Below are 24,823 nucleotides of genomic sequence, written 5' to 3'. Positions count from 1 at the left end.
GTCTCAGACCTTTTCGACTTCTGGCCGGCCCAGTATGCCGGAAGGCAGGAAGATCAGCACGATCGCCAGGATCGAGAACGCCGCGACGTCCTTGTAGTCGATCGAGAAATAGGCCGACCACATGCTCTCGATGAAGCCGATCATCAGCCCGCCGAGCACCGCGCCCGGCAGCGAACCGATGCCGCCCAGCACCGCTGCGGTAAAGGCTTTCACGCCCGGCGTGAAGCCGTCCGAGAAGGCGATGACACCGTAATACATCAGGAACAAGGTGCCGGCGACGGCGGCAAGCGCCGCGCCCATTATGAAGGTGATCGATATGGTACGGTCGACATCGATGCCGAGCAGCGCCGCCATTTTGCGGTCCTGCTCGCAGGCGCGTTGCGCTCGGCCAAGCGAAGTCCTGTTGACCAGGTACCAGAACAGCGCCAGCAGCAGCGCCGTGACGATGACGATGATGATCTGCTTCAGCGACACGCTGATGCCGTTGATGTTGTAGACTTGGCTGACCATCGGCGGGATCGGCTTGTTGCGCGGCCCCTGCGTCACTTGGACGAAGTTCGACAGCGCGATCGACATGCCGATCGCGGTGATCAGCGGCGCCAGCCGGAAGGAGCCGCGCAGTGGCCGGTAGGCAACCTTCTCGATCGTCCAGTTGTAGAGGCTGGTGAGCAGCATCGCCACGATCATCATGAGCAGCAGCGCCAGCACCACGGGCACCGAATAGAACAGCGCGCCTAGAGCGAGGAAGACAATCAGGGCCGTGAAGGCACCCACCATGAAAATGTCGCCATGAGCGAAGTTGATCATGCCGATAATGCCGTAGACCATCGTGTAGCCGATCGCGATCAGCCCATAGATCGATCCCAGCGTCAGCCCATTGATAAGCTGCTGGACAAAGTACTGCATGTGTACGTGGCTCCCCTGGAATGTCGCCCATGCAGACGCATTCCTTTTCGTATTTCCCCTAGTCGTAAAGTTTCGAGCCCGGATTGCAACGTCATTTTTCAATCGTCATGCGCGTTTTGCCGACACGCCGTCGGATTGCCCGTTTTTTCCCACCCGGCCCCTGGACTATCGCGGACCCTACCATTGGCATAACGCAATGTCTTTGACGATTCGACTGCATGATGCGCCTCGTTTCGAAGAAATCGCCGTCAAAATTAGGTGATGAGAAGAATCATTGCGTTACTGACATAGACCGTTTTTCCTTCCGCTCCTTTCCGTAGGGTCAGCTTTCCCTTCACTTGACCACGAAACCATGCGCGAACGGATCGCGGTCGTCGATGAAAATGGTGTTCAATCCGGTCATCCGCGCCCAGCCACCGATCGAGGGAACAATGGCCGGTTTGCCCGCGACGGTGACATCCTTTTCGACCTTGCCCTTGAACAGCGAACCGATGATCGATTCATGGACGAAGCTGTCGCCGGCCTTGAGTTTGCCCTTGGCATGAAGCTGCGCCATGCGCGCCGAGGTGCCGGTGCCACAGGGTGAGCGGTCGATCGCCTTGTCGCCGTAGAAAACGGCATTGCGGGCGTCGGCCTCGGGGTTGGTCGGCTTGCCGGTCCACAGCATGTGCGACAGCCGGTTGATGCCTGGGTTCTCGGGATGCACGAAGGAATATTTCTCATTGAGCCGCTGACGCACCACCGGGCTCCAGGCGATGAAGTCGCCCGCCGAATAGTCGGCCATGTCGCGATAGTTCTTCTGCGGCTCGACGATGGCGTAGAAATTGCCGCCATAGGCGACGTCGACGGCAATTTCGCCGAGCTGCGGGCATTCGACCGTCAGCCCTTCCGCATGGAGGAAAGACGGCACATTGGTGATGCGCACCTCCTCGACATAATCGCCAACCTGCTTGTACTCGGCGACGACCAGGCCGGCCGGCGTGTCGAGCCTGAGCACGCCCGGCGTCTTCGGCTTGATCAGCCCGTGCTCGATCGCCATCGTCACCGTGCCGATCGTGCCGTGGCCGCACATCGGCAGGCAGCCGGAGGTTTCGATGAACAGGATGGCGATGTCGCAATCCTCGCGCGTCGGCGGATAGAGGATCGAGCCGGACATCACGTCATGGCCGCGCGGCTCGAACATCAGCCCGGTGCGGATCCAGTCATATTCGGCCAGAAAATGCGCCCGCCGTTCCATCATCGTCGAACCCTGCAGCAGCGGGCCGCCACCGGCGACCAGACGGACCGGGTTGCCGCAGGTGTGGCCGTCTATGCAAAAGAAGGATTTCTTGGCCATGACGCTCCTCGAAAAATCGAAACTCACGAAAATCAAAAACGATGTGGACTGAAGGGGGCCAGATCGATCGACGGAGTCTGCCCCAGGACGAGTTCCCGGATCAACCGTCCGGTGGCGGCTGCCTGGGTCAAGCCGAGATGGCCGTGGCCGAAAGCATAAACCACCGATCGGCTTCCCGATGCATGACCGATGACGGGCACTGAATCCGGCAGCGAGGGACGGAACCCCATCCATTCGCGCCCGCCCGAGGGATCGAGCCCCGGCAGGAATTTCTGCGCCTTCCGTAGCAGCGCTTTCGACCTGGCATAATTGGGCGGTCGCTCGATACCGCCGAGTTCGACGGCGCCGCCGACGCGCAGCCCCGTTTCGAGCGGTGTGATGACGAAGCCATGGCCGGAGAAGATCAGCATCCGCTTCACGTCGAAGGCGCTGGTCGGCAGCGTCGTGTTGTAGCCGCGCTCGGTTTCGAGCGGAATGCGATCGCCGAGTTGCCTCGCCAGCAGATGCGACCAGGCGCCGGCGGCGACGACAAGGTGCCTGGCTTGCCTCGTCGTGCCGTCGGCCAATGTCAGCGCGGCGCCGTCATGATCCGCCGCGACGCGCTCGATCCGAGCCATCTCAAAGCGTGCCCCCTTGGTCTGCGCGTAGGCCCACACCGCCTTGCCGAGCAGTTTCGGGTCGGCGACCGTCATCCATCCCGGGACGAACGTGCCCTTGACGAAGCGCGGCGAAAGCCCCGGCTGCAAGGCAGCCAGGTCCTCGCCCTCGACATGGCGGAAACCGATGCCGAAACGCCCGCGCGCCGCCCAGCCAGGCAGCCCAGCCTGAAACTCGGCCTCGCTTTCGTAGAGTTCGAGCGAACCATCCTCGCGCAGCATCGATCGTGTACCGGACCGATCGAGCAGGCCCATCCATTCCGCTTCGGCGAGCTTCATCATGCCCGCCTGAGCGGCGAGGCTCGCCTCGTATTTTCCCGGCGCGCCGGCGCGCCAGAAGCGGATCAGCCAGGGCAGAAGTTTTGGCAGATAGGCCGGCGGAATGCTGAGCGGGCCGAGCGGATCGGCCAGCCATTTCGGCAGCTGCCGCATCATGCCCTTATGCGCCATCGGCAGCACGTCGGAGAAGGCAAAGGCGGCGGCATTGCCGGAGCTCGTCTCCTCGCAAATGCCCGTCCGATCGAAGATCGTGACATCGCGTCCCGCCTCGGCGAGAGCGGCGGCGGCGCAGATGCCGATGATGCCGCCACCGATGATGGCGATGTCGATTGCAACGTTGCTATTCATCGTTGCACGCCAAGCCGCATGTCCAGTCTCCGCCCCGCTTCACCCTGCGGTCAGCCTCAGAACGACGGCAGCGTCGGCCGCACCGCCAGCGCGTCCTTGACGATCTTCTCGACTGCCTTGCGGCGCTCGCCCGACAATGGCTGGCGCGGCATGCGCACGCGATCATTGGTGTTGATCGCGAACACTTCGGCAAGCTTGATGTTCTGCACCAGATAGGTCGAGACGTCGAGATCGAGCAGCGGCCGGAACCAGCGGTAGATGGCGAGCGCCTCTTCGCGGCGGCCCTGCTTCATCAGCTGATAGATGGCGACCGTCTCGCGGGGGAACGCGGTGACCAACCCGGCCACCCAGCCGATGGCGCCGACCGACAGCGCCTCGAAGGCGAGATTGTCGACGCCGGTGAACAGGTCGTAGCGAGTGCCGAGGCGATTGATGATCTCGGTCGAGCGGCGGATGTCGTCGGATGATTCCTTGATGGCGACGAAGCGCTTGTCCGACGCCAACTCCTCCATCTGGTCCACAGTGACGTCGACGCGGTAGGCAAGCCGGTTGGAGTAGATCATGACCGGCAGGTCGCCGGCCTCGGCTACGGCACGAAGTGCGGCGACCGTCTCTTCCGCATTGGTGTGGTAGATCGGGCTCGGCACGACCATCAGGCCGTTGGCGCCTTCTTTCGCCGCACGCTTGGCAATGCTGGCCGCCTCGCGTGTGCCGGCCTCGTTGACCGTCAGCAGCACCGGCTTCTTGCCGGCGACCTTCTGCGCGGTCTTCAGCACCTCGATCTTCTCGTCGGGCGACAGCATCGGCCCTTCGCCGAGCGATCCGCAAACGATGATACCGTCGCAGCCAGCCTCCATCTGCAGGTTGAAGCAGCGCTCCATCTCGGCATGATCGAGACGATCATCCGCGGTGAATTTGGTCGTGACGGCTGGAAAAACTCCGCTCCACATGATCATCTCTCCATCTGATATATCAGCCGTATATCTGTTAAGAAACGGCCTGTCAACACGGATTCCGTTATGATATATGCAAGATATATCAGGAGAGCGCCTTTGATATCCATGGAAGCCAGCACCGTGACCGAGCCAGCCGCGACCAAGGCCTATCACGTGCTCGAGCACATGATCGTCACGCTCGAACTGGCCCCTGCGAGCTTCGTCACCGAGGGCGCCCTGATCGAAAGGCTCGGGCTCGGGCGGACACCGGTGCGCGAGGCGATCCAGCGGCTAGCCTGGGAAGGGTTGCTCGACGTGCGGCCGCGCGCGGGCATCGCGATCGCTCCGCTCCATCCCGGCGACTGGCTGCGCGTGCTTGATGCGCGCCGCGGTGTCGAGGTGGTCCTGGCCCGCTCGGCCGCCCGCTTCGTCACCCGCGAAGCCGCCGACCTGTTTCACGAAGCAGCCCTTGCCATGCAGAAAGCAGTGATCGCGGGCAATGTGCTTGCCTTCATCCAGGCCGACAAGGCACTCGACGAGGCGCTGGCCCTGGCCGCCGACAATCCGTTCGCCGCTCGGCTGGCCGCCCCCTTGCAGACCCACAGCCGCCGCTTCTGGTTCCGCTACAAGGCCGACACCGGCTTGGCGGAATCGGCAGAACACCATGTCGCTCTGATCCGCTCGATCCTCGACGGCGACGAGGAGGCCGCGGCCAAGGACGCCAAGCGGCTGATGGCGCTGCTGCGCGGCCACGCCGAGGTGGCGGCGACACGCTGAGCGCCGTTAGGTCCGCCGGGCGTTCGGTGTCTTTCCAACGCTTCGGTCTAGGTGCCTGGCAAGGCAGCCTCCACCAAAGGACCGTCCCAACCTTCACCTGCCGTGATGACGCAGCTCTGACCCTGCGTATCGGTGGCCAGGATAGTCCAGGTGCCTTGGTCGGAAACGAAGATCTCGAGAATCACGCTCGGGTTGACCACGCCGCGCGCCGCCTCGCTTTCGTGGAACTTCTCGCCGAGCGCCTTGATCATGTCCGCTCGGGCCGCGCATTGTCCGGCCGCCAAGGCCGGGACGGCAAAAGACGAAGACGCAGCACAAAGTATCATTGCCATGAGACGTGTCATCAGACACCTCCTTGCGCCACGCGGTACCCCCGAAGCTGTCGCCAGCGCCGTTGGTTGATCTGCCGCACCTCCTTCGCGGCAGGATTGAAACTTAAGACTACAAACGCCCGTCCGGTTCCATCACATTAACGTTTAGGCCGATACGGCCCGCGACCGGATTGCAAAAGGCCCGGGCGCAGCGCGCCCGGGCCTTGAGTTCAAAATCGATTGTCGTTCGGCCAGTTCATCGTCGGGATAACGAATTCCGCACTGTTCTTGATGCCTGCCCGCCCGCGGCAGTAGGTAGGCGAGGACGCGCAAGCAAGAAATCGTCCGTCTAGTTCATGGTCGGGATGACGAACTCCGCACCGTCCTTGATGCCGGACGGCCAGCGCGAGGTGACCGTCTTGGTCTTGGTGTAGAAGCGGAACGCGTCCGGACCGTGCTGGTTGAGGTCGCCGAAGGAAGATGCCTTCCAGCCGCCGAACGTGTAGTACGCGATCGGCACCGGGATCGGCACGTTGATGCCGACCATGCCGACCTGGACACGCGAGGCAAAATCGCGCGCCGCGTCACCGTCGCGGGTGAAGATGGCGACGCCATTGCCCATCTCGTGGTCGTTGGCGAGCTTGATCGCGCTCTCATAGGTCGGCGCGCGCACGACCGAGAGCACCGGCCCAAAGATCTCTTCCTTGTAGATGCGCATGTCCGACGTGACGTTGTCGAACAGGCAGCCGCCCATGTAGTAGCCGTCTTCATAACCCTGCATGGAGAAGCCGCGGCCGTCGACGACCAGCTTGGCGCCTTCCTTGACGCCGGTGTCGACATAACCCTTGACCCGCTCCAGCGCCTGCGCCGTCACCAGCGGGCCGAAGTCGGCGGAAGAGTCGGTCGAAGGTCCGACCTTCAGGCTCTCGACGCGCGGGATCAGCTTTTCCATCAGCCGGTTGGCGGTGTCGTTGCCGACCGGAACGGCCACCGAGATCGCCATGCAGCGTTCGCCGGCCGAGCCGTAGCCGGCGCCGATCAGGGCGTCGACGGTCTGGTCCATGTCGGCGTCGGGCATGATGATCATGTGGTTCTTGGCGCCGCCGAAGCACTGCACGCGCTTGCCGGCGGCGGTGCCGCGCGAATAGATGTAGTGGGCGATCGGCGTCGAGCCGACAAAGCCGATGGCCTTGATGTCGGGATCGTCGAGGATGGCGTCGACCACGTCCTTGTCGCCATTGACGACGTTGAGGATGCCGGCAGGCAGGCCGGCTTCGAGGAACAGTTCGGCAATGCGCATCGGCACGCCCGGGTCGCGCTCCGACGGCTTCAGGATGAAGGCGTTGCCGCAGGCGATGGCAGGCGCGATCTTCCACAGCGGGATCATCGCCGGGAAGTTGAACGGCGTGATGCCGGCGACGACGCCGAGCGGCTGGCGCATCGAATAGACGTCGATGCCGGGGCCGGCGCCGTCGGTGAATTCACCCTTCATCATATGCGGCGCGCCGATGCAGACTTCGACCACTTCTAGGCCGCGCTGGATGTCGCCCTTGGCGTCGGCGATCGTCTTGCCGTGTTCGCGCGCCAGAATGTCGGCCAATTCGTCATAGTCGCGGGCGACGAGTTCGAGGAACTTCATCAGCACGCGCACGCGGCGCTGCGGGTTCGTTGCCGCCCACTTCGGCTGCGCTGCCTTGGCATTCTCGACCGCCGCGCGCAGTTCCGCCTGCGAAGCCAGCGCCACCGTGCCGCGCACGGAGCCGTCCATCGGCTGCATGACATCCTGCTTGCGGCCGCTGGTCCCGGCGACATGCTTGCCGCCGATGAAATGACCGTAGTCGATCATGATTTCTCTCCCTTTGTTTATGATGGCGTATTGTCCGCCTTTGCAGCGGCGATGGCAACGCGAGGGAGAACGCAACCGTTGTGCGGAAAGTAGATAACGATTGACGGGCGAGCATCAATTCCCGCAAAGGATGAGACCGCAACATACATTTCAAGGATCGCCATGAACTGGGATGACGTCCGCATCTTCCTGGCCGTGGCCCGCGCCGGCCAGATCCTTGGCGCGGCCAAACGGCTGGAGCTCAACCACGCCACCGTCTCGCGCCGCATCGCCGCACTCGAGGATGCGCTGCGCACAAAACTGTTTCGCCGGCTGACCACCGGCAGCGAACTGACGCCGGCCGGCGAGCGCTTCCTCGACATTGCCGAGCGTATGGAGGGCGACATGATCGCCGCGCGCTCGACCATTGCCGGCGAAGGCGACGACGTCTCCGGCACGGTGCGCATCGGCGCGCCGGACGGCTTTGGCGTCGCCTTCCTGGCCAAGCGCCTCGGCGAACTAACCGCGCTGCACCGCGAACTGACGATCCAGCTCGTGCCGGTGCCGCGTTCCTTCTCCCTGTCGCGCCGCGAGGCCGATATCGCCATCACCGTCGAGCGGCCGACCGAAGGCCGGCTGGTGGCGGGAAAGCTGGTCGACTATTCGCTCGGCCTGTTTGCCTCGCGTGACTATGTCGAGGCGTATGGCTTGCCCAAAACTGCCGCCGAGCTTGGCCAGCACACCCTCATCGGCTACGTGCCGGACCTCATCGTCAGTCCCTCGCTCGACTACGCGGCCGAGTTCAGCGCCGACTGGCGCACCAGCTTCGCCATCTCCTCCGCACTCGGCCAGGCCGAGGCGGTGCGCTCGGGCGCCGGCATCGGCATCCTGCACACCTTCGTCGCCCGCTCGATGCCGGAATTGGTGCCGGTCGATGTGGTCGCACCCATCCGTCGCGCCTACTGGCTGGTCTATCACGAATCGGTCAGGCCGCTGCGCCGCGTCCAGATCGTCGCCAGCTTCATCACTAAGATGGTGGAGCGGGAGCGGGGCCTCTTCACCTGATTTCGCAAATCCGGCAAAATAAATCCGCCATCTGGGGCGGGTCGAGCACAAACGAATTCACCACACGCTCAACCCTTGTCCGCCAATGGCGCCCATTCTACGAAGACTGGGTCCGGCAGTCGTTCCGACCTTTTATCGCAGATAGCGCTCCTGTGCGAGGTCGCGGACATCGATGTCCGGCACCCGGCTGGAGATGATATCGGCCAGAACCTTGCCCGAGCCGCAGGCCATGGTCCAGCCGAGCGTGCCGTGGCCGGTGTTGAGGTAGAGATTGGAAAGCTCGGTGCGGCCGATCAGCGGCGGGCCGTCCGGCGTCATCGGCCGCAGCCCGCACCAGAAGGTCGCGTCCCGCATCGCGCCGGCGCCCGGAAACAGATCGCCGACCGAGTGCTCCAGCGTGCGCCGTCGCGATTCATGCAGCCTGAGGTCGAAGCCGGAAATCTCCGCCGTACCGCCAACCCGAATGCGGTTCCCTAGCCGGGTGATCGCCACCTTGTATGTCTCGTCCATCACCGTCGACACCGGTGCCGCCGCGGCATCCTTGATCGGCACGGTGATCGAATAGCCCTTGACCGGATAGACCGGGATCGGCCGCTTCACCCGGCGCATGAAACCCGCCGAATAACTGCCCATCGCCATCACATAGGCGTCGGCGGCCTTCCAGCCCTTGCTGGTGCTGAGATTTGCGATGCGGTTTCGGCTGCGGATGACACGCCAGATCGTCACGTCGTATTCGAACTTGATGCCGCGCGCCACGCAGAGTTCGGCCAGCCTGTCGGTGAACATCTTGCAGTCGCCGGTCTCGTCATGCGGCAGCCTGAGGCCGCCGACGAACTTTTCGCGCACCCCGGCCAGGCCAGGCTCGGCCGCGATGCAGCCGTCCTGGTCGAGGATCTCGTAGGGCACGCCATACTTCTTCAGCACCTCGACATCGCCGCCGGTGCCGTCGAGCTGTTTTTGCGTGCGAAACAGCTGCAGCGTGCCCTGGGTCCGCTCGTCATAGGCGATGCCGGTCGCTTCGCGCAGCGCCTTCAGCGTGTCGCGGCTGTATTCGGCCAGCGGCACCATGCGCGCCTTGTTGATCGCGTATCGCTCGGCCGTGCAGTTGCGCAGCATCTTGATCAGCCAGGTCCACATATGCGGATCGAAGGCCGGCCGCACCACCAGCGGGCCATGCTTCATCAGCAGCCATTTGATCGCCTTCAGCGGAATGCCGGGTCCGGCCCAGGGCGAGGCGTAGCCGGGGGATATCTCGCCGGCATTTGCAAAGCTGGTTTCCAGCGCCGGGCCTTTCTGGCGGTCGAGAACCGTCACCTCGTGACCGGCTTCGGCGAGATAATACGCCGTGGTCACCCCGATGACGCCACCGCCCAGCACCATGATCTTCATCGTACAACACTCCCACGGCGACGCCCAAACCGGCCATCTTCTGTCTGCCGGATTCTGTGGCGCCCGCCAAGGGGCTACACGCTAAGCGTTAGCTATCGACATAGCGCCGATGGAAGCGCGGGCCGAGGCTGGTCAGGATCTCGTAGCCGATGGTGCCGGCATGGCCGGCAGCCACATCGACGCTTTGTGAGGGACCGAGCAGTTCGACGAGATCACCCTCGCGTAGCCTGCCGGACGGCAGAGCGGAGATGTCGAGAATGATCGAATCCATCGACACCCGCCCGAGGAAGGGCAGGCGCGCGCCCTCGAACCAGGCTGCGGACGCCGCCCGCCGGTGCCAGCCATCGGCATAGCCCAGCGAGATCGTCGCGGCAGCGAGCGGAGCCGTCGTTTGGAACATGTGGCCATAGCCGACACCGACGCCGGCCTCCAGCATGCGTGTCTGCACGACCTTGGCCTCCAGCCGCACCACCGGCAGCATCGGGTTCGGCCTGGCCGGTGTCGGATTGATGCCGTAGAGCGCGGCACCGGGGCGGGCGAGATCGTAGTGGAAGCGCCGCCCCAGAAAGATGCCGGACGAATTGGCGAGCGAGGCCGGCGCCTTCGGCAATAGTGCGCGCAGCCGCTCGAACGCCAGCCGCTGCCGCTCATTGGCCGGATGCTCGGGCTCGTCGGCGCAGGCCAGATGGCTCATCACGAAGTGGATGTCGATGCCGTCGAAGGCATGCGGATCGGCGGCAACGCGCTCCACATCCCGGGGCGCCATGCCGAGCCGCGACATGCCGCTGTCGACCTGGATCGCGGCCGGCAGTTTTCGGCCGGCGCGCCGAGCCGCCGCACGCCAGGCCGCCAATTGTTCCGGGCTGTTGATGACGGCGCAAAGGTCCGCCGCCACGGCGTCCGGCTCTGCGCCGGGCGGAATGCCGTTCAAGACGAAAATGGCGGGATCCGGCCCAAGCGAGCGGCGCAAGGTGACGCCTTCGGCCAGAAGCGCAACGAAGAAGGTATCGCAGCCTTCGCGCAGCAGCGCCGCCGCGACCTGGCTGGCACCAACACCGTAGCCGTCGGCCTTGAGCACGCCGGCACAGCGAACATCGCCCAACCGCGCTTTGAGCCGCCGGTAGTTTTCACGGATCGCGCCGAGATCGATGGTGAGGACGGCGCCGGCCGCCACTTCGCTTGTGGCGGTGACCTCTTCGGGCAGCGACTTTTTGGGGGCGTCGTTCATGGCGACCCTTTGCGCAGTGGATAGACACATCAATAGGACCGCCGGGCCGGCGCAGCAACCAGGGTCGTTGTGTTGAGCCTATTGCACCAGATGCCGAAATGCCGCCACCACGTCCTCATAGACATGGCGCTTGAACGGCACGATCAGGTCGGGCAGATCCTGCATCGGCCGCCATGCCCATTTGTCGAACTCGGCGGTGTGGCCGCCCGGCGGCGGATTGATCTGGATCTCGCTGACATCGCCGTGGAAGCGAAACGCGAACCATTTCTGCGTCTGGCCGCGATACCGCCCCTTGAAGGCGACGCCGACGAGATGGTCCGGCAAATCATAGTTGATCCAGTCCGGCGCCTCGGCCAGCAAAGAGACGCCGCGCATGCCGGTCTCTTCGTAGAGTTCGCGCTCGGCCGCCTGCAACGGCTCCTCGCCCTTGTCGATGCCGCCTTGCGGCATCTGCCAGAGCTGCGTCGTGCCGGCGAATTCACTGTCCGGCTCGGCAATGCGATGCCCGACCCAGACCAGGCCCTCGGCATTGAGGATCATCAATCCGACGCAGGGGCGATAAGGCAGCGTTTCGCGGTCAATCTTTTTAGCCATGCGTGATGGGGTCCAGCCGTTTTGAGAATTCGCTCCGGTGAGGCAGGTGGCGAGCGGTTTCGAGAACCGGAGCGGAGCGTACTTAAAGTACGTGAGCACCGGAAGCGCAGAAAACGTCGCCAGATGCCCGCCGGAGTAGAATTATCAAGACGGCTGTTAGCCTTTTTGCGGATCGATCGCCACCGCTGAAATCGGCACGATCTCGATGCCGCGCTTCTTTGCCTCGACCACCCACGACGACACGGTGTCGACCGTCAGGTCGAAGGCCGAGCCGATGCCGACGGCAGTGCCTTTGGCCCGCGCGGTCGCTTCGAGACTGTCCAGTTTCTTGAGGATTTCGCCACGATCCTGCACCGCATCGATCGCCATGTCGCCGGAGACGAAGGGCACGCCATCCCTGAGCGCGAGGTCGGGCGCCAGGCTGCGCGCCGACGATCCGTCATCGATATAAGCGAGGCCGCGTTTGCCGAGTTCGGCCATGAACGGCTCCATCGCCGCCGCGTCGGCGGAAAAGCGCGCGCCCATATAGTTCATGACGCCGGTGTAGTTGGTCGTCCGCGACAGCGCCCAATGCAGGTTCTTCAAATTCTCGTCCGCGCTCGCCGCCACCGTCAGCGTGTTACGGCCGGGATTGATGTTCGGATAGTCGAACGGTTCGAGCGGCACCTGCATGACGATCTCGTGGCCGCTTTGCCGGGCGGCCTGCATCCAGCGGCCGATGCTGTTGCCTTGCGGCGCGAAGGCCAGTGTCACTTCCGCCGGCAGCTTGGCGATGGCCGCCTGGGTGCCTGTCTGCGAAACGGAAAGCCCGCCGATGACGATCGCCACCCGCGCGCCGCGCCCGCCCGACCAGGGCCGCGCATAGACGTCGAACGGCCGCCTTCCATCGGTGGCGCGCACAGGCAAGGGTCCGGTATCGCTGGCTTCGATCAGCGCCTTGTCGGGAATATGCGCGATCTTCAGGTTCTGGCCGATGGTCGACGGGTCGCGAATGACGATCGCCGCCTTGGGCGGGCCATCGCCCTCTTCCGTCTGCACGCGGATGATCTGCGGCCCGCCTGTCTTTGTCGGCGTCTCCGTCTTGGGTGCCGTCACTGGGGCCAATGCGGTCGGCGCGGCAGCGGGTTCGGCTGCCGCTGTTACTTTCGGCGTCGAAACGGCAACCTCCTGCGGCTTTCGAAACGGCTTTTCCCGGAGCGCGATCGCACCGGAGACGCCGACCACCGCGAGCACGGCCACCGTTGCCATGATCGCACCGCCGCTGACCTTGCCAGCAGCGCGCGGCGACCGGACAGCCTGTCCGAGCGGGCGTTCGATGTCCTTGCCTATATCAGCCAAGCCTAATCCCCGGGGCGCATCAGCTTCGAAGACGAAACCGCTTCGAAAGGACATGCGCGAATTCATCAATCCTGGCGCACCCCTGGCGCCGTGTTTGGGGCTTTGCCTTGCCCCCGAATCAAACTGCCGGAACCTTTCGGTCCCGGCAGCATCGCATTGCTTCCATCGGGCGGCCAGACCTACTTGTCCGGCCCCACCGCTACTGGTTGAGAACGGCCTTCTGCGGATTGGGCGGGAAGGACGGATCGGTCTTCTGGCCGCGCAGCAGCTGCTCGGCATAGATGAGCTGCAGATCGTCCTTCGGATCCGGCGGCACATAGGCCGCCGAGCCCGAACCGGTCGTGCTCTCGTCGGCGCCCTTGATATGGCCCTTGAGGTCGGATTCGCCGCGCGTCAGGTCCCTGCCCTGCAGTTCCGGCGGCAGCGGCTGGTCGACCTTGATGTCGGGCGTGATGCCCTTGCCCTGGATCGACTTGCCGGACGGCGTGTAATAGAGCGCCGTCGTCAGCCTGAGCGCGCCATTCTCGCCGAGCGGAATGATGGTCTGCACCGAACCCTTGCCGAAGGACTGCGTGCCGACCACCGTGACACGGCGCAGATCCTGCAGCGCGCCGGCGACGATTTCCGACGCGCTGGCCGAACCGCCATTGACCAGAACGATCATCGGCTTGCCGTTGATGTCGTCGACCTGCTTAGGCTTGGCGTCGAAGCGAGTGACGTCCTTGGGATCACGGCCGCGCGTCGAGACGATCTCGCCGCGGTTGAGGAAGGCATCGGACACGCTCACCGCCTGGTCGAGCAGGCCACCCGGATTGAGGCGCAGATCGAGCACATAGCCCTTGAGCTTGTCGTCCGGCACCTGCTTCTTGATGGTGTCGATGGCGTTCTCGAGGTCGTCATAGGTCTTTTCGGTGAAGGAGGTGATCTTCATGTAGCCGATGTCGTTCTCGACCCGGAACTTGACCGCCTTGACCTTGATGATGTCGCGCACGACCGTCAGTTCGATCGGCTTGTCGGCGCCCTGGCGCAGGATGGTAAGCTTGATCGGTGTGTTGACCAGGCCGCGCATCTTGTCGACCGCATCGTTGAGGGTGAGGCCGCGAACCTCTTCCCCGTCGATCTTGGCGATATAGTCGCCGGCCAGCACGCCTGCCTTGGCGGCCGGTGTGTCGTCGATCGGCGTGATCACCTTGACCAGATCGTTCTCCATGGTGACCTCGATGCCGAGCCCGCCGAACTCGCCCTTCGTCTGGACGCGCATATCCTGCGCCTGCTCGGCGTTCATATAGGAGGAGTGCGGGTCAAGCGAGGCGAGCATGCCGTTGATGGCGTTCTCGACCAGCGACTTGTCGTCGGGCGGCGTCACATACTGCGCCCGCACCCGCTCGAAGATATCGCCGAAGATCGCCAATTGCTTGTAGGTCTCCGACCCTGCGGCGTTCGCCGCCGAGCCGGGCGTGCCATAAACAAGGCTCATGGCGGACGCGCCCATCAGCGCACCGGCAAACAGAAGCGACAGTTTCCGCATTATTCACGTCCTTCCAGAAAAACGGTCCGCCCACCATGGGGCCGGATCGACGGGTTTTCCATCCTTGCGGAACTCGACATAGAGTTCCGGCGTGGCATTTCCATTCTTCGAAACCGAGGTGCTCGCCACCCTGGCCTCTCCCATCGCGCCGACCGGCTCTCCTGCGAGCACTGATTGACCGGTCGCGACGCTGATTCTGCTCATCCCCGCCAAAACGACATGATAGCCGTCGCCTGCGTTAAGGATCAAGAGTTGACCATAAGAGCGAAACGGCCCCGCATAAAGCACATTCCCATCCGCCGGCGCGGTAACGATGGCTCCTGATTGTGTCGCAACCATGTCGCCAAGCATCATCGCGCCGTTACCGTCATCGGCGCCGAATCGCCGTTTGATGCGGCCGGTCACCGGCAGCGCGATCTGTCCCTGCAACGCTGAAAAAGGTGCCGCAGCGGCAAGCCGATTGCCTTCCGGCACCGGCAGCGACGCCAGTTCCGCCGGCGTTGATGGCTTGTCGCCGTCCGCCGTCTTCTGCTCGGCGGCCTTGGCCGCATCGGCTGCCTTGCGGGTCTTGTCGGCCTGCGCTTCGAGCGATGCGATCAATTCCTTCAAGCTGCCGGCCTTGGCCGCCAGCGCCTCGGATCGCTGCTTTTCAGCGGCCATTTGGGTTTGCGTGTCGGCTTCGAGCTTCTGCTTGGCCTCCAGCAACATGCTTAGACGCTTTTTTTCCGTCGTCTGATCGCCGACCGCCGCAGTCAGCCGCGCTCGTTCGGCCTCGATCGAGCCCGTGACCCGCGACTGCTCCTTGAGATCCGCCAACAGGCTCTCGGTCTGCTGACGCAGTTCCGGCACCACGGCGCCAAGCAGGATGGCACTGCGCACCGACGACAGCGCGTCCTCCGGCTTGACCAGGATCGCCGGCGGCGGGTTCAGCCCCATGCGCTGCAGCGCACCCAACACTTCGGCCAGCACGTCACGCCGAGACGCAAGCGAGACGCGGATTTTCTGTTCCTGGCCCTTCAGCCCTTCCAGCCTTGCGCCGATGTCCTCTATGTCCTGGCCGAGCTTCTGCTCGGTCATCGCCGACTGGATCAGGGCTGCCGTGATCGAAGCGTGATCCTTCTTGATGGTCGCGATGTCGGCGGAGAGCTTGGCCAATCGTTCCGACGACAGCGTGATCTCCTTCGAGACCCGTTCGTATTCGGCGCGGCTCTGGTCCGGATCTGGAGCCAAGTCGAGCGAGTTCTCGGCCCGCCCCGCATGCAGCGACAGGACAAGCACCGCCGCCGCGATGCCGCAGCGCGCGCGCCATGAGCCCGTTCTCGATTTCCAACCTTCAGACATTCGGCGTCGACTCTATCCGCGGCTTCGTTAACGAACCATCAACCATGTTTGAGAGGCCCGTTTCCGAATGCATGTCGCCCAAAAGTGGTCCCGGTTTGGGAAAAACGAATGCAAAACCAAAGGTCCAATCTTGCGCGGCATTGGGGCGGAAATCCGGGCGGGTCGCGCCAATTCACCAGTTTATGAGCGATGATAGGGATGTCCCGAAAGGATGGTGGCCACCCGATAAAGCTGCTCTCCCAGCATCACGCGCACCAGTTGGTGCGGCCAGGTCAGCAATCCGAACGACATCACCAGGTCGGCCTGATCGCGCAGCGACTGGTCGTGGCCGTCGGCGCCGCCGATGGCGATGATCAGCGCCTTGCGGCCACCGTCACGCAACAGGCCGAGGCGCCCGGCGAAATCTTCCGAGGAAAAACTCTTGCCGCGTTCGTCGAGCAGGATCAGCGCGGTGCCGGGTTGCAACTGCGTCTGCAGCTTCTGACCTTCCTCGCGCCGCCGCTCGTTGGCGGTCTGACCGCGACCTTCGGCGATCTCGGCAATGCCGGCGAATTCAAGCCCCACCGCCGGGCCGCTCTTGGCGAAGCGCTCGAAATAGCGGTCGGCGAGCAGCTTCTCGGGGCCGGCTTTCATCCGGCCCACGGCATGAACTGATATCTTCATCCTTGCCCCTATAAGCCGCTGATGCATGCGATGACATGCATCAAAACAAAGGCGGCTTAGTGGAGGGTCTCTTCCTCGAGATCCGGCGCCTGCCACATCTTTTCAAGATTGTAGAATTCGCGGACCTCGGGGCGGAAGACGTGGACGATGATGTCGCCCGAATCGATCAGGACCCAGTCGGCACCTGCCAACCCCTCGACGCGCGCCATGCCGAGCCCGGCATCTTTGAGCGCTTTGAGAAGGTGATCGGCGACAGCCGAGACATGACGGTGCGATCGACCCGAAGCGACGACCATGTAGTCGCCGAGGCTCGATTTTCCCTGGATGTCGATGGAGACAATGTTTTCGGCCTTGGAGTCTTCCAGACTGGCAAGGACTGTCTTGATGGCGCGGGACACGGCGTCGTCTACGCTGATCCTGGCCGGCGAAGGCATGATATCGGCCTTCTTCCGCAGTGCTGTTCTCAGTGTATTTCCTTTCGCAGCAAGAACAACCAAATCACCCTTGAAAGCAGGTGACGCCACTTAGATAGGCAGAGTTCCCTTACAGTTTCAAGACGGGAGCTGCCTGGCACGAACGTATTCTCGTTCCTGTGGTACCGCCGCACGCCGGAAAAGATCGGAACCCTCGCTCCCCGCATGGGTTATCGGCTCACCGACCAACCGGATTTTCACCATGCCGATCGACCCACAAAACACCCTTGCCACCGTCCAGGCCGGCCTCGCGCAACTGAGCACGCTGATCATTTCATACTCTTTCTCGGCCATCGGCGCCGTCATCCTTTTGGTTGTCGGCTACATCATCGCTGGGCTTGCCGAACGTTCGATCTTCGCCGGACTCGGCCATATCCATGGCTTCGACCAAACGCTGCGGCATTTCTTCTCCAAGATCGTCCGCTATGCCATCCTGATCCTCGTCACCATCATGGTGCTTGGCCAATTCGGCGTGCAGACGGCGTCGATCATCGCCGCCATCGGCGCCATAGGCCTGGCCATCGGCCTGGCGTTGCAAGGCACGCTGCAGAACATCGCCGCCGGCATCATGCTTCTGGCGCTGCGGCCGTTCCGCATCGGCGAATCCGTCGAGGTCGGTTCGATTGCCGGCACGATCGAGGAGATCGGCCTGTTCGCGACCAAGCTCAGGACCGCCGAAGGCGTCTATATCCTGGCGCCCAATTCGACGCTGTGGAATCAGCCGGTGCGCAACTTCACCCGCAACGGTGTGCGCCGCACCGACATCACACTCTCCATCGGCTCCTGGAACGACATCGACCGCGCCCAGAAGACCTTGCTCGCCATTGCCGCCGCCGACCGGCGGGTGAAGCGTGAGCCGGCGCCGATCGCTTTCGTCGCGACATTGGGCGACAGCACCGTGTCGATCGCCTTGCGCTACTGGACATCTTCGGCGGACTTCTTCGCCACCCAGACCGACCTCACCAAACGTGCCAAGCAGCAATTCGACTCGGAAGGCATATCGATTCCGCTGCCGCCACCGGAAGCGCCGGCGCCGGAGGCCCGCCGGCAATGATCGGTTAGCCGTTGCGCCGGTCTTGCTCATCCGGCGCGAACGCAAGTTCGACCGGCAAAGGCGCCTGCGCGGTCATCGGTGCGAAACTGCCGGTTTCACCGGCGGGAACCGGACGTGTCGTGAACACACGCAGAAGCACGAACAGGCAGAAGGCTGCCGCGATGAGGATCGCCACATAGATGAAGGTCCGCGTCCCGAAGACTGCCGAAAGCGCCGTTACGATGCCCGGCACGATGAAGCCCGAAAGCGACCAAGCAAACAACAGCGTACTGGACATCGCCACCATGTCCTCCTTACCGGCACGGTCGGAGGCATGCGCGCTGGAAAGCGAATAGATCGATTCCGAGGCGCCATCCCAGATGATGTAGATCACCACCAGCGCCGCCAGCGCGCCGCCGTCGAACCCAAGCGCGAACAGGCCGGCGACCATGGCGAGTGCGGATGCGGCGACCAGCACATAGCGGCGGTCGGTGCGGTCGGAAATCCAGCCAAGCGGGATCTGCAGGATCAGCGTGCCGACCGGCATCGCCGAAAGCAGCAGCGCCACATCGGCTTGGCTGTAGCCCTTGGCCGTGGCGTGGATCGGCGCGAAGCCCGCGATCGACATCGACAGGCCGCCGACCGCCAGCATGCCGGCGACGCCGACGGGCGAAATCCGCCAGGCCCGTCCGAGCGCCACCGAGGCCGCCCGCGGTGCCGGCGGCTGGGCCAGCCTGGTCATCCCGACGGGGAGGATCGACAAAGCGGTGAAGGCGATACCGATCAGCGGCGCATCGGCGGTCCTGATATCGATCAGCGCCAGCGTCGCGTAGCCGACGCCGAGCCCGGCGACATAGGCAACGTAGAAGAAAGCCATCACCCTGCCGCGGATGGCATTGGCAATGGCATCGTTCAGCCAGCTCTGCGCGACGATGAACAGACCGCATATGGCAAAGCCGTAGAGCGCGCGGGCGGCGATCCACAGCAGCGGATGCGGGCCGGCGCCGACAGCGGCGTTGGCCAGCGCGATCAGCGCCGACAGCACCATGAAGGCGCGGGCATGGCCAACCCTTCTGACCAGCGGTCCCGTCAGGATGCAGCCGGCGAGGCCGCCGGCCGAAAGTCCGGTGATGATCAGCCCGGCCCAGGTCGGATCGAAGCCCTCGGCGCCGAGCCGGACCGGGATATAGGCAAACATCAGCCCATTGCCGACGGCGATCAGCGCCATCGACGCGATGACGCTGGCAATCGCGATCAGCGGCGTGGGCTCGGTGCCCTGCTCGACTTCGCTGCGGTTTTCCCTGGGAATCGACATGCCTGCTCAGGATTGCCCACGAAACAGGCAAAGGGAGCGATAAAAGCGACATGACCGGTCTTGCCTTCTCCCCTTGTGGGAGAAGGGAAATCCGCGCGGACGCTACCCCTGTGCCAGTTTGCGGATCGCGCTCGACGACAGCGACGAACGCGGGCCGTGGATGAACGTCCAGGCCGGCGCCTTCCTGCGGGCAAGCCGTGGCGCATCGCCTTCGTCGACGCGGGCATAGTCGAAGGTCTTGGCGACAACCGACGACAGGAACGACAGCGTCGCTCCCGGCCGGTCGATCACCGCGATCGGGAGGGTCATGACGATCTCGCGCCAGCGCTGCCAGCGATGGAAATCGCGCAAACTATCCGCACCCATGATCCAGACGAAGTCGACGCCGGGATTGCGCGCCTTGACCAGCGCCAGCGCGTCGGCGGTATAGCGCACATGGTGCGCGGCTTCGAAAGCGGTGACCTTGATCTTGGGGTTCTTGGCGATCTGCTCGGACAGTTGCAGCCGTTCGCTGAGCGGCGCCAGCTCGCCTGTGCTCTTCAGCGGGTTGCCGGGCGTCACCATCCACCAGAGCTGGTCGAGTGCCAGGCGCCGGAGCGCAATCTCGGCAACCAGCGCATGGCCGGCATGCGGCGGATTGAACGAACCGCCGAACAGGCCGACGGCCAGCCCCTTCTCGGCATGCGGCATCTTGAGATAGTGGGAGGGGATTGCGGGTGGGGAAGGGGATAGCATCGCGCTAGGCACCCCCCTCTGCCCTACCGGGCATCTCCCCCGCAAGGGGGGAGATCAGCAGTTTCGGCGTAGGCGTCAATCTTGCAGCGTTGAAGATTGGCGAAATCAGAAATGTCAGCCAATCTCCCCCCTTGCGGGGGAGATGTCCGGCAGGACAGAGGGGGGTGTCTGGGCGCAAGCTTCAGGCCCTTCGGGCAAAAGACGTCAAGGCCTCACCTGTCCGGACCCTCGCACGCGGTATTTGAACGAAGTCAGCTGCTCGATGCCGACCGGTCCGCGCGCATGCATCTTGCCGGTGGCGATGCCGATCTCTGCGCCCATGCCGAACTCGCCGCCGTCGGCGAACTGGGTCGAGGCGTTGTGCAGCAGGATCGCCGAATCGATCTCGTTGAAGAAGCGCTCGACCGCCTGCGCGTCCTCGGCGACGATCGCCTCGGTGTGATGCGAGGAGAACGTCTCGATGTGCTCGATCGCACCAGCGATACCGTCGACCAGCTTCACCGCGATGATGGCATCGAGATATTCGGCCACCCAGTCGGCATCGGTTGCCGGCTTGGCGTCGAAAAACACTTTCAGCACTTCGGCATCGGCATGGATTTCGCAGCCGGCCGTTCGAAGTGCGTCGAGGATCGGCACCAGATGCGTGGAGGCAACCGCACGGTCGATCAGCAGCGTCTCGGCGGCACCGCAGACGCCGGTGCGCCGCATCTTGGCGTTGACGGCGATCCGCACCGCCATGTCGAGCTCGGCTGAGCGGTCGATGTAGAGATGGCAGATGCCTTCGAGATGCGCGAAGACCGGCACCCGTGCCTCGGTCTGCACCCGCCCGACGAGGCTTTTGCCACCGCGCGGGATGATGACGTCGAGCGTACCGTCCAGTCCTTTCAGCATCTCGCCGACGGCGGCGCGGTCGGTGGTCGGCACCAGCTGGATGGCGTCTTCCGGCAGGCCGGCTTCCTTCAGCCCCTCGACGAGGCAGGCATGGATGGCGGCCGACGAATTGAGCGAATCCGAGCCGCCGCGCAGGATCACCGGATTGCCAGCCTTGAGGCAGAGCGCGCCGGCATCGGCCGTGACGTTCGGCCGGCTCTCGTAGATGACGCCGACGACGCCGAGTGGCGTGCGCACGCGCTCGATATGCAGGCCGTTCGGCCTGTCCCATTGCGCGATCACGTCGCCGACCGGATCGCGCAGCGCGGCGATCTCCCTGATGCCTTCGGCCATGGCCAGAATGCGCGCCGGATCGAGCTTCAGTCGGTCCATGAAGGAGACGGAAAGCCCGGATTCCTGACCATTCGAGACATCGATGGCGTTGGCGTCGAGGATATCCTGCCCACGCGCGACGATCGCCTCGGCCATGGCGAGGAGTGCGGCGTTCTTGGCGGCGGTCGTGGCAATGGCCAGCGGTCGGGCGGCGGCGCGGGCGCGGCGGCCGATATCGGCCATCAGCGCGACGGTGTCGTCCCCGGATTTTTCATGCAATTTCAGCATGCTCATCCTCCGCTTACATCGCCACCGGCCAGCACTTGGTTACCGGCTCCTACTTGGTCACTGGAATGGCTCACCACAAGGTCGTCGCGGTGGATCATCGCCGAACGCGCCTCGTAGCCGAGCACGGTTTCGATCTCGGCCGTCTTCAGACCAGCGATCCTTACGGCATCGGCGGCATCATAGGCAACCAGCCCACGGGCGATCTCGCGGCCCTCGGGCGACAGGATCGCCACCGTGTCGCCGCGCGAGAAATTGCCACTGACCAGCTTGACGCCGGCCGGCAGCAACGACTTGCCCGACAGAAGCGCACCAATGGCGCCGGCATCGACCGTCAGCCGGCCAGCCGGTTCGAGCTGGCCGGCGATCCAGGTCTTGTAGCCCTTGACCGGGTTGCTGCTCGGCCGGAAGAAGGTGGCGCGATCGCCGCGTTCGATCGCCATCAGCGGCGACAGCCGCGTGCCGGACGTGATGATCATCGCCGTGCCGGCGGCGGTCGCGATCTTGCCGGCATCGAGTTTCGTGCGCATGCCGCCGCGCGACAGCTCGGAAGCGGCGGCTCCCGCCATCGCCTCGATGTCCGATGTGATCCGGTCGACCACCGGAATGAACTTTGCATTGGGGTCCCGCGCCGGAGGCGCCGTGTAGAGCCCGTCTATGTCGGAAAGCAGCACCAAAAGGTCGGCGCCCATCATGGTGGCGACGCGAGCCGCCAGCCGGTCATTGTCGCCGTAGCGGATTTCGGAGGTGGCAACCGTGTCGTTCTCGTTGATGACCGGCACCGCCTTCATCTTCAGGAGCGTCGAGATCGTGGCCCGCGCGTTGAGGTAACGGCGGCGCTCCTCGGTGTCGCCGAGTGTCAGCAGGATCTGGCCCGATTTCAGGCTGCCCTTGCCGAGCGCATCCGACCAGGCGCCGGCCAGTGCGATCTGCCCGACGGCTGCCGCGGCTTGGCTCTCCTCGAGCTTCAAGGCGCGCTTGCCGAGGCCAAGGATGGTGCGGCCGAGCGCGATGGCGCCGGACGACACGACGAGGATTTCAGCACCGCCCTGGGCAAGCACGGCAATGTCGTCGGCGAGCGAATCCAGCCAGTCGCGCTTCAGGCCCGTCGCGCGGTCGACGAGCAGCGCCGAGCCGATCTTGACGGTGATGCGCCGATATTTTTTCAGCGACTGCATAGTCCTATCTGTCCCAGCGCGTCTCGACCGGTGCAGCGATCCGCGCGCGTGCCTCGGCCACCACCGACATCAGCGCCCGCAGCACCGCCTCGACACCCTCGCCGGTGACCGCCGACAACAGCATCGGCGCGCGGCCGGCGGCACGCTTCAGCGAGGCGACCTTCTTCTTGCGAGCCTCGGCGTCGAGCGTGTCGACCTGGGAAAGCGCCACGATCTCGACCTTGTCGGTCAGGCCGTTGCCATAGGCATCGAGCTCGGCGCGCACGGTCTTGTAGGCCTTGCCCGGATTCTCCTCCTGCGCCGAAACCAGATGCAGCAGCACGCGGGTGCGCTCGACATGGCCAAGGAAGCGGTCGCCGATGCCGACGCCCTCATGCGCGCCTTCGATGAGGCCCGGAATGTCGGCGATGACGAATTCACGTGCATCGATGCGGGCAACGCCGAGGCCGGGATGCAGCGTCGTGAACGGATAATCGGCGATCTTCGGCTTGGCGGCGGTGACCGCGGCCAGGAATGTCGACTTGCCGGCATTGGGCAGCCCGACCAGCCCGGCATCGGCGATCAGCTTCAGCCGCAGCCAGATGTTGAGCTCTTCGCCCGGCAGGCCGGGATTGGCGCGGCGCGGCGCCTGATTGGTCGAGGTCTTGAAATGCTGGTTGCCGAAACCGCCATTGCCGCCCTTGGCCAAGAGAAAGCGCTGGCCGACCACGGTCAGGTCGCAGATCAGCGTCTCGTTGTCCTCTTCGAACACCTGCGTTCCCGCCGGCACTTTCAGCGTGACATCGGCGCCCTTGGCGCCGGTCATGTTGCGGCCCATGCCATGGACTCCGGTCTTGGCCTTGAAATGCTGCTGGTAGCGATAGTCGATCAGCGTATTCAGCCCGTCGACGGCCTCCACCCAGACATCGCCGCCACGACCGCCATCGCCGCCGTCCGGCCCTCCGAATTCGATGAATTTTTCGCGCCGGAACGACACCGAGCCGGCGCCGCCGTCACCGGAGCGGATGTAGACTTTGGCTTGATCGAGAAATTTCATGGGATTTCGCAGTTTCTACTAGTGGCTTTGCGGCATTGCTCTAAACCTTGGGCCTTGCTCTAAACCAAGGCGCGGCGAAGGGCGAGGGCGTTTTATGACAATGGCCGCGCGGGATCGGCCGGAGAGATGTTGGAATGAAGCTTGTAACTTACAACATCCAGTACGGTATCGGTCTCGACGGGCAGTACGACGTCGGGCGCGTCGCTGACGCCGTGCGCGGCGCCGATGTGATCGCACTGCAGGAGGTTACCCGCAACAACCCCAGGAACGGCGGCCGCGACATGGTCGCCGAGATCGGCGAGGCACTGCCCGATTACTTCGCCGTCTATGGCAGCAATTTCGAAGCCAACATCGGCTCCCACCTCGAGAACGGCCGCGCCATCACGAAAACCTTCCAGCTCGGCAATATGGTGCTGTCGAAGACGCCTATTCATCTGTCGCGCAACCTGCTTTTGCCGCGCAGCCGCAGCTTCGAGATGATGAACTTCCAGCGTGGCGCGCTGGAAGCGCTGATCGAGACACCGCTGGGTTTCATCCGCTTCTATTCCATCCATCTCGATCACCGCAGCCCGGTCGAACGCGCCAGCCAGATCCAGTTCCTGCGCCGGCGCCTGTTGAATTATGCGCTCGAGGGGGGCGCGCTGTCCGGCGTCGCCGAGATCGGCCTGCCGGAATTGCCGCATCCCGAAGCCTTTGTCGGCATGGGCGATTTCAACATGCTGGCCGGCTCGCCCGAATATGTCGAACTCGCCGGCCGGCCGGACCACGAATTCGGCATGCCGCTGACCGCCGATTTCGCCGTCGATGTCGCCTTGCGCCTGAACGCCGCCGGCGACGATCTCGTCAGCTGGGTCGACCCCAAACAACCCACTGACCCCAACCGCCACAAGCGCATCGACTACATCTTCACCAGCGCTTCGCTTGCCAAATCCCTGCAGCGCCTATGGGTCGACCGAAAGGCCGTCGGCTCGGACCACTTGCCGGTCTGGGTCGAACTGGGCTGACACAAGTTTAGCCCGAACCCTTGGTTTCAACGCGACGCGCCG

Annotated in this window: 23 protein-coding genes; 4 read left to right on the top strand and 19 right to left on the bottom strand. The window is 64.1% G+C overall.

All coding sequences use genetic code 11. The features are described from left to right. Window positions 1–3: 3 nt before the first annotated feature. From NKH02_RS11155 to NKH02_RS11140, 4 genes are all read right to left on the bottom strand, one after another. Window positions 4–906 carry a branched-chain amino acid ABC transporter permease gene (locus NKH02_RS11155; protein WP_352631950.1) on the bottom strand — a complete coding sequence of 301 codons (903 nt, stop codon included), beginning with the start codon at window positions 904–906 and terminating at the stop codon, window positions 4–6. Window positions 907–1,240: 334 nt separating this feature from the next. Next, window positions 1,241–2,242 carry a 4-hydroxyproline epimerase gene (locus tag NKH02_RS11150; protein WP_352878652.1) on the bottom strand — a complete coding sequence of 334 codons (1,002 nt, stop codon included), beginning with the start codon at window positions 2,240–2,242 and terminating at the stop codon, window positions 1,241–1,243. Between the two features lie 32 nt (window positions 2,243–2,274). Further along, window positions 2,275–3,525, bottom strand: coding sequence for an NAD(P)/FAD-dependent oxidoreductase (locus NKH02_RS11145; RefSeq protein ID WP_352878649.1), 1,251 nt, complete (start codon window positions 3,523–3,525; stop codon window positions 2,275–2,277). Between the two features lie 56 nt (window positions 3,526–3,581). After that, the gene (locus NKH02_RS11140) at window positions 3,582–4,475 is read right to left on the bottom strand and encodes a dihydrodipicolinate synthase family protein (protein WP_352864967.1); all 894 of its coding nucleotides are present in this window, start codon (window positions 4,473–4,475) and stop codon (window positions 3,582–3,584) included. A gap of 69 nt (window positions 4,476–4,544) precedes the next feature. Between NKH02_RS11140 and NKH02_RS11135 the strand changes: the two genes are divergently transcribed. Beyond that, complete coding sequence (locus NKH02_RS11135; RefSeq protein ID WP_352864969.1) at window positions 4,545–5,237, top strand: GntR family transcriptional regulator; 693 nt, start codon at window positions 4,545–4,547, stop codon at window positions 5,235–5,237. A 47-nt stretch (window positions 5,238–5,284) separates the two neighbouring features. Here the strand turns inward: NKH02_RS11135 and NKH02_RS11130 are convergent, their stop codons facing one another. Both NKH02_RS11130 and NKH02_RS11125 read right to left on the bottom strand, forming a co-directional pair. Next, window positions 5,285–5,488: a hypothetical protein gene (locus tag NKH02_RS11130; protein ID WP_352864970.1), complete on the bottom strand. Its 204-nt coding sequence runs from the start codon at window positions 5,486–5,488 to the stop codon at window positions 5,285–5,287. 409 nt (window positions 5,489–5,897) lie between these two features. Beyond that, window positions 5,898–7,394 carry a CoA-acylating methylmalonate-semialdehyde dehydrogenase gene (locus NKH02_RS11125; protein ID WP_352864972.1) on the bottom strand — a complete coding sequence of 499 codons (1,497 nt, stop codon included), beginning with the start codon at window positions 7,392–7,394 and terminating at the stop codon, window positions 5,898–5,900. 162 nt (window positions 7,395–7,556) lie between these two features. Between NKH02_RS11125 and NKH02_RS11120 the strand changes: the two genes are divergently transcribed. Continuing rightward, complete coding sequence (locus NKH02_RS11120) at window positions 7,557–8,438, top strand: LysR family transcriptional regulator (RefSeq protein WP_352878646.1); 882 nt, start codon at window positions 7,557–7,559, stop codon at window positions 8,436–8,438. Window positions 8,439–8,570: 132 nt separating this feature from the next. Here the strand turns inward: NKH02_RS11120 and NKH02_RS11115 are convergent, their stop codons facing one another. The 8 genes from NKH02_RS11115 to rsfS all read right to left on the bottom strand — a co-directional run bounded on the left by NKH02_RS11115 (window position 8,571) and on the right by rsfS (window position 16,953). Beyond that, window positions 8,571–9,827, bottom strand: coding sequence for a D-amino acid dehydrogenase (locus NKH02_RS11115; RefSeq protein WP_352878643.1), 1,257 nt, complete (start codon window positions 9,825–9,827; stop codon window positions 8,571–8,573). A gap of 88 nt (window positions 9,828–9,915) precedes the next feature. Continuing rightward, window positions 9,916–11,055, bottom strand: a complete 1,140-nt coding sequence (gene alr / locus NKH02_RS11110) for an alanine racemase (RefSeq protein WP_352878640.1) — start codon at window positions 11,053–11,055, stop codon at window positions 9,916–9,918. 78 nt (window positions 11,056–11,133) lie between these two features. Next, window positions 11,134–11,649, bottom strand: a complete 516-nt coding sequence (locus NKH02_RS11105) for an RNA pyrophosphohydrolase (protein ID WP_352878637.1) — start codon at window positions 11,647–11,649, stop codon at window positions 11,134–11,136. Window positions 11,650–11,805: 156 nt separating this feature from the next. Further along, entirely contained in the window at window positions 11,806–12,987 is a 1,182-nt protein-coding gene (locus NKH02_RS11100; RefSeq protein ID WP_352878634.1) for a divergent polysaccharide deacetylase family protein, read from the bottom strand. A gap of 199 nt (window positions 12,988–13,186) precedes the next feature. Further along, the gene (locus NKH02_RS11095) at window positions 13,187–14,518 is read right to left on the bottom strand and encodes a S41 family peptidase (protein WP_056586250.1); all 1,332 of its coding nucleotides are present in this window, start codon (window positions 14,516–14,518) and stop codon (window positions 13,187–13,189) included. Continuing rightward, the gene (locus NKH02_RS11090; RefSeq protein WP_352878632.1) at window positions 14,519–15,856 is read right to left on the bottom strand and encodes a murein hydrolase activator EnvC family protein; all 1,338 of its coding nucleotides are present in this window, start codon (window positions 15,854–15,856) and stop codon (window positions 14,519–14,521) included. Window positions 15,857–16,036: 180 nt separating this feature from the next. Further along, window positions 16,037–16,519 carry a 23S rRNA (pseudouridine(1915)-N(3))-methyltransferase RlmH gene (gene rlmH, locus NKH02_RS11085; protein ID WP_352878629.1) on the bottom strand — a complete coding sequence of 161 codons (483 nt, stop codon included), beginning with the start codon at window positions 16,517–16,519 and terminating at the stop codon, window positions 16,037–16,039. Between the two features lie 56 nt (window positions 16,520–16,575). Continuing rightward, entirely contained in the window at window positions 16,576–16,953 is a 378-nt protein-coding gene (gene rsfS, locus NKH02_RS11080) for a ribosome silencing factor (RefSeq protein WP_023758584.1), read from the bottom strand. Between the two features lie 241 nt (window positions 16,954–17,194). Here rsfS and NKH02_RS11075 point away from each other — a divergent pair, with 241 nt between their 5' ends. After that, on the top strand, window positions 17,195–18,046 hold the full coding sequence (locus NKH02_RS11075) for a mechanosensitive ion channel family protein (protein WP_352878626.1): 852 nt from the start codon (window positions 17,195–17,197) through the stop codon (window positions 18,044–18,046). Between the two features lie 4 nt (window positions 18,047–18,050). Here NKH02_RS11075 and NKH02_RS11070 read toward each other — a convergent pair whose 3' ends face one another. From NKH02_RS11070 to obgE, 5 genes are all read right to left on the bottom strand, one after another. Continuing rightward, window positions 18,051–19,340: an MFS transporter gene (locus tag NKH02_RS11070; protein WP_352878623.1), complete on the bottom strand. Its 1,290-nt coding sequence runs from the start codon at window positions 19,338–19,340 to the stop codon at window positions 18,051–18,053. A 102-nt stretch (window positions 19,341–19,442) separates the two neighbouring features. After that, window positions 19,443–20,075 carry a nicotinate-nucleotide adenylyltransferase gene (locus tag NKH02_RS11065; protein WP_352878620.1) on the bottom strand — a complete coding sequence of 211 codons (633 nt, stop codon included), beginning with the start codon at window positions 20,073–20,075 and terminating at the stop codon, window positions 19,443–19,445. Window positions 20,076–20,279: 204 nt separating this feature from the next. After that, window positions 20,280–21,566 carry a glutamate-5-semialdehyde dehydrogenase gene (locus tag NKH02_RS11060; protein WP_352878618.1) on the bottom strand — a complete coding sequence of 429 codons (1,287 nt, stop codon included), beginning with the start codon at window positions 21,564–21,566 and terminating at the stop codon, window positions 20,280–20,282. Window positions 21,567–21,568: 2 nt separating this feature from the next. Next, the gene (proB, locus tag NKH02_RS11055) at window positions 21,569–22,741 is read right to left on the bottom strand and encodes a glutamate 5-kinase (protein ID WP_352878615.1); all 1,173 of its coding nucleotides are present in this window, start codon (window positions 22,739–22,741) and stop codon (window positions 21,569–21,571) included. A 4-nt stretch (window positions 22,742–22,745) separates the two neighbouring features. After that, on the bottom strand, window positions 22,746–23,777 hold the full coding sequence (gene obgE / locus NKH02_RS11050) for a GTPase ObgE (RefSeq protein ID WP_352878612.1): 1,032 nt from the start codon (window positions 23,775–23,777) through the stop codon (window positions 22,746–22,748). A 134-nt stretch (window positions 23,778–23,911) separates the two neighbouring features. Here obgE and NKH02_RS11045 point away from each other — a divergent pair, with 134 nt between their 5' ends. Further along, on the top strand, window positions 23,912–24,781 hold the full coding sequence (locus NKH02_RS11045) for an endonuclease/exonuclease/phosphatase family protein (RefSeq protein WP_352878609.1): 870 nt from the start codon (window positions 23,912–23,914) through the stop codon (window positions 24,779–24,781). Window positions 24,782–24,823 lie beyond the last annotated feature (42 nt).

The organism is Mesorhizobium sp. M1396, assembly GCF_040317725.1.
GTDB lineage: Bacteria > Pseudomonadota > Alphaproteobacteria > Rhizobiales > Rhizobiaceae > Mesorhizobium.
This window is presented reverse-complemented; position numbering and strand designations above follow the sequence as displayed.

Coding starts and splice junctions, on each gene's coding strand:
- NKH02_RS11140 (WP_352864967.1), bottom strand. CDS start 4,475: ATGTGGAGCGGAGTTTTTCCAGCCGTCACGACCAAATTCACCGCGGAT.
- obgE (WP_352878612.1), bottom strand. CDS start 23,777: ATGAAATTTCTCGATCAAGCCAAAGTCTACATCCGCTCCGGTGACGGC.
- rlmH (WP_352878629.1), bottom strand. CDS start 16,519: ATGAAGATATCAGTTCATGCCGTGGGCCGGATGAAAGCCGGCCCCGAG.
- NKH02_RS11125 (WP_352864972.1), bottom strand. CDS start 7,394: ATGATCGACTACGGTCATTTCATCGGCGGCAAGCATGTCGCCGGGACC.
- NKH02_RS11090 (WP_352878632.1), bottom strand. CDS start 15,856: ATGTCTGAAGGTTGGAAATCGAGAACGGGCTCATGGCGCGCGCGCTGC.
- NKH02_RS11130 (WP_352864970.1), bottom strand. CDS start 5,488: ATGATCAAGGCGCTCGGCGAGAAGTTCCACGAAAGCGAGGCGGCGCGC.
- NKH02_RS11145 (WP_352878649.1), bottom strand. CDS start 3,525: ATGAATAGCAACGTTGCAATCGACATCGCCATCATCGGTGGCGGCATC.
- NKH02_RS11155 (WP_352631950.1), bottom strand. CDS start 906: ATGCAGTACTTTGTCCAGCAGCTTATCAATGGGCTGACGCTGGGATCG.
- proB (WP_352878615.1), bottom strand. CDS start 22,741: ATGCAGTCGCTGAAAAAATATCGGCGCATCACCGTCAAGATCGGCTCG.
- NKH02_RS11065 (WP_352878620.1), bottom strand. CDS start 20,075: ATGCTATCCCCTTCCCCACCCGCAATCCCCTCCCACTATCTCAAGATG.
- NKH02_RS11070 (WP_352878623.1), bottom strand. CDS start 19,340: ATGTCGATTCCCAGGGAAAACCGCAGCGAAGTCGAGCAGGGCACCGAG.
- NKH02_RS11135 (WP_352864969.1), top strand. CDS start 4,545: ATGATATATGCAAGATATATCAGGAGAGCGCCTTTGATATCCATGGAA.
- rsfS (WP_023758584.1), bottom strand. CDS start 16,953: ATGCCTTCGCCGGCCAGGATCAGCGTAGACGACGCCGTGTCCCGCGCC.
- NKH02_RS11115 (WP_352878643.1), bottom strand. CDS start 9,827: ATGAAGATCATGGTGCTGGGCGGTGGCGTCATCGGGGTGACCACGGCG.
- NKH02_RS11045 (WP_352878609.1), top strand. CDS start 23,912: ATGAAGCTTGTAACTTACAACATCCAGTACGGTATCGGTCTCGACGGG.
- NKH02_RS11105 (WP_352878637.1), bottom strand. CDS start 11,649: ATGGCTAAAAAGATTGACCGCGAAACGCTGCCTTATCGCCCCTGCGTC.
- NKH02_RS11120 (WP_352878646.1), top strand. CDS start 7,557: ATGAACTGGGATGACGTCCGCATCTTCCTGGCCGTGGCCCGCGCCGGC.
- NKH02_RS11075 (WP_352878626.1), top strand. CDS start 17,195: ATGCCGATCGACCCACAAAACACCCTTGCCACCGTCCAGGCCGGCCTC.
- alr (WP_352878640.1), bottom strand. CDS start 11,055: ATGAACGACGCCCCCAAAAAGTCGCTGCCCGAAGAGGTCACCGCCACA.
- NKH02_RS11150 (WP_352878652.1), bottom strand. CDS start 2,242: ATGGCCAAGAAATCCTTCTTTTGCATAGACGGCCACACCTGCGGCAAC.
- NKH02_RS11060 (WP_352878618.1), bottom strand. CDS start 21,566: ATGCTGAAATTGCATGAAAAATCCGGGGACGACACCGTCGCGCTGATG.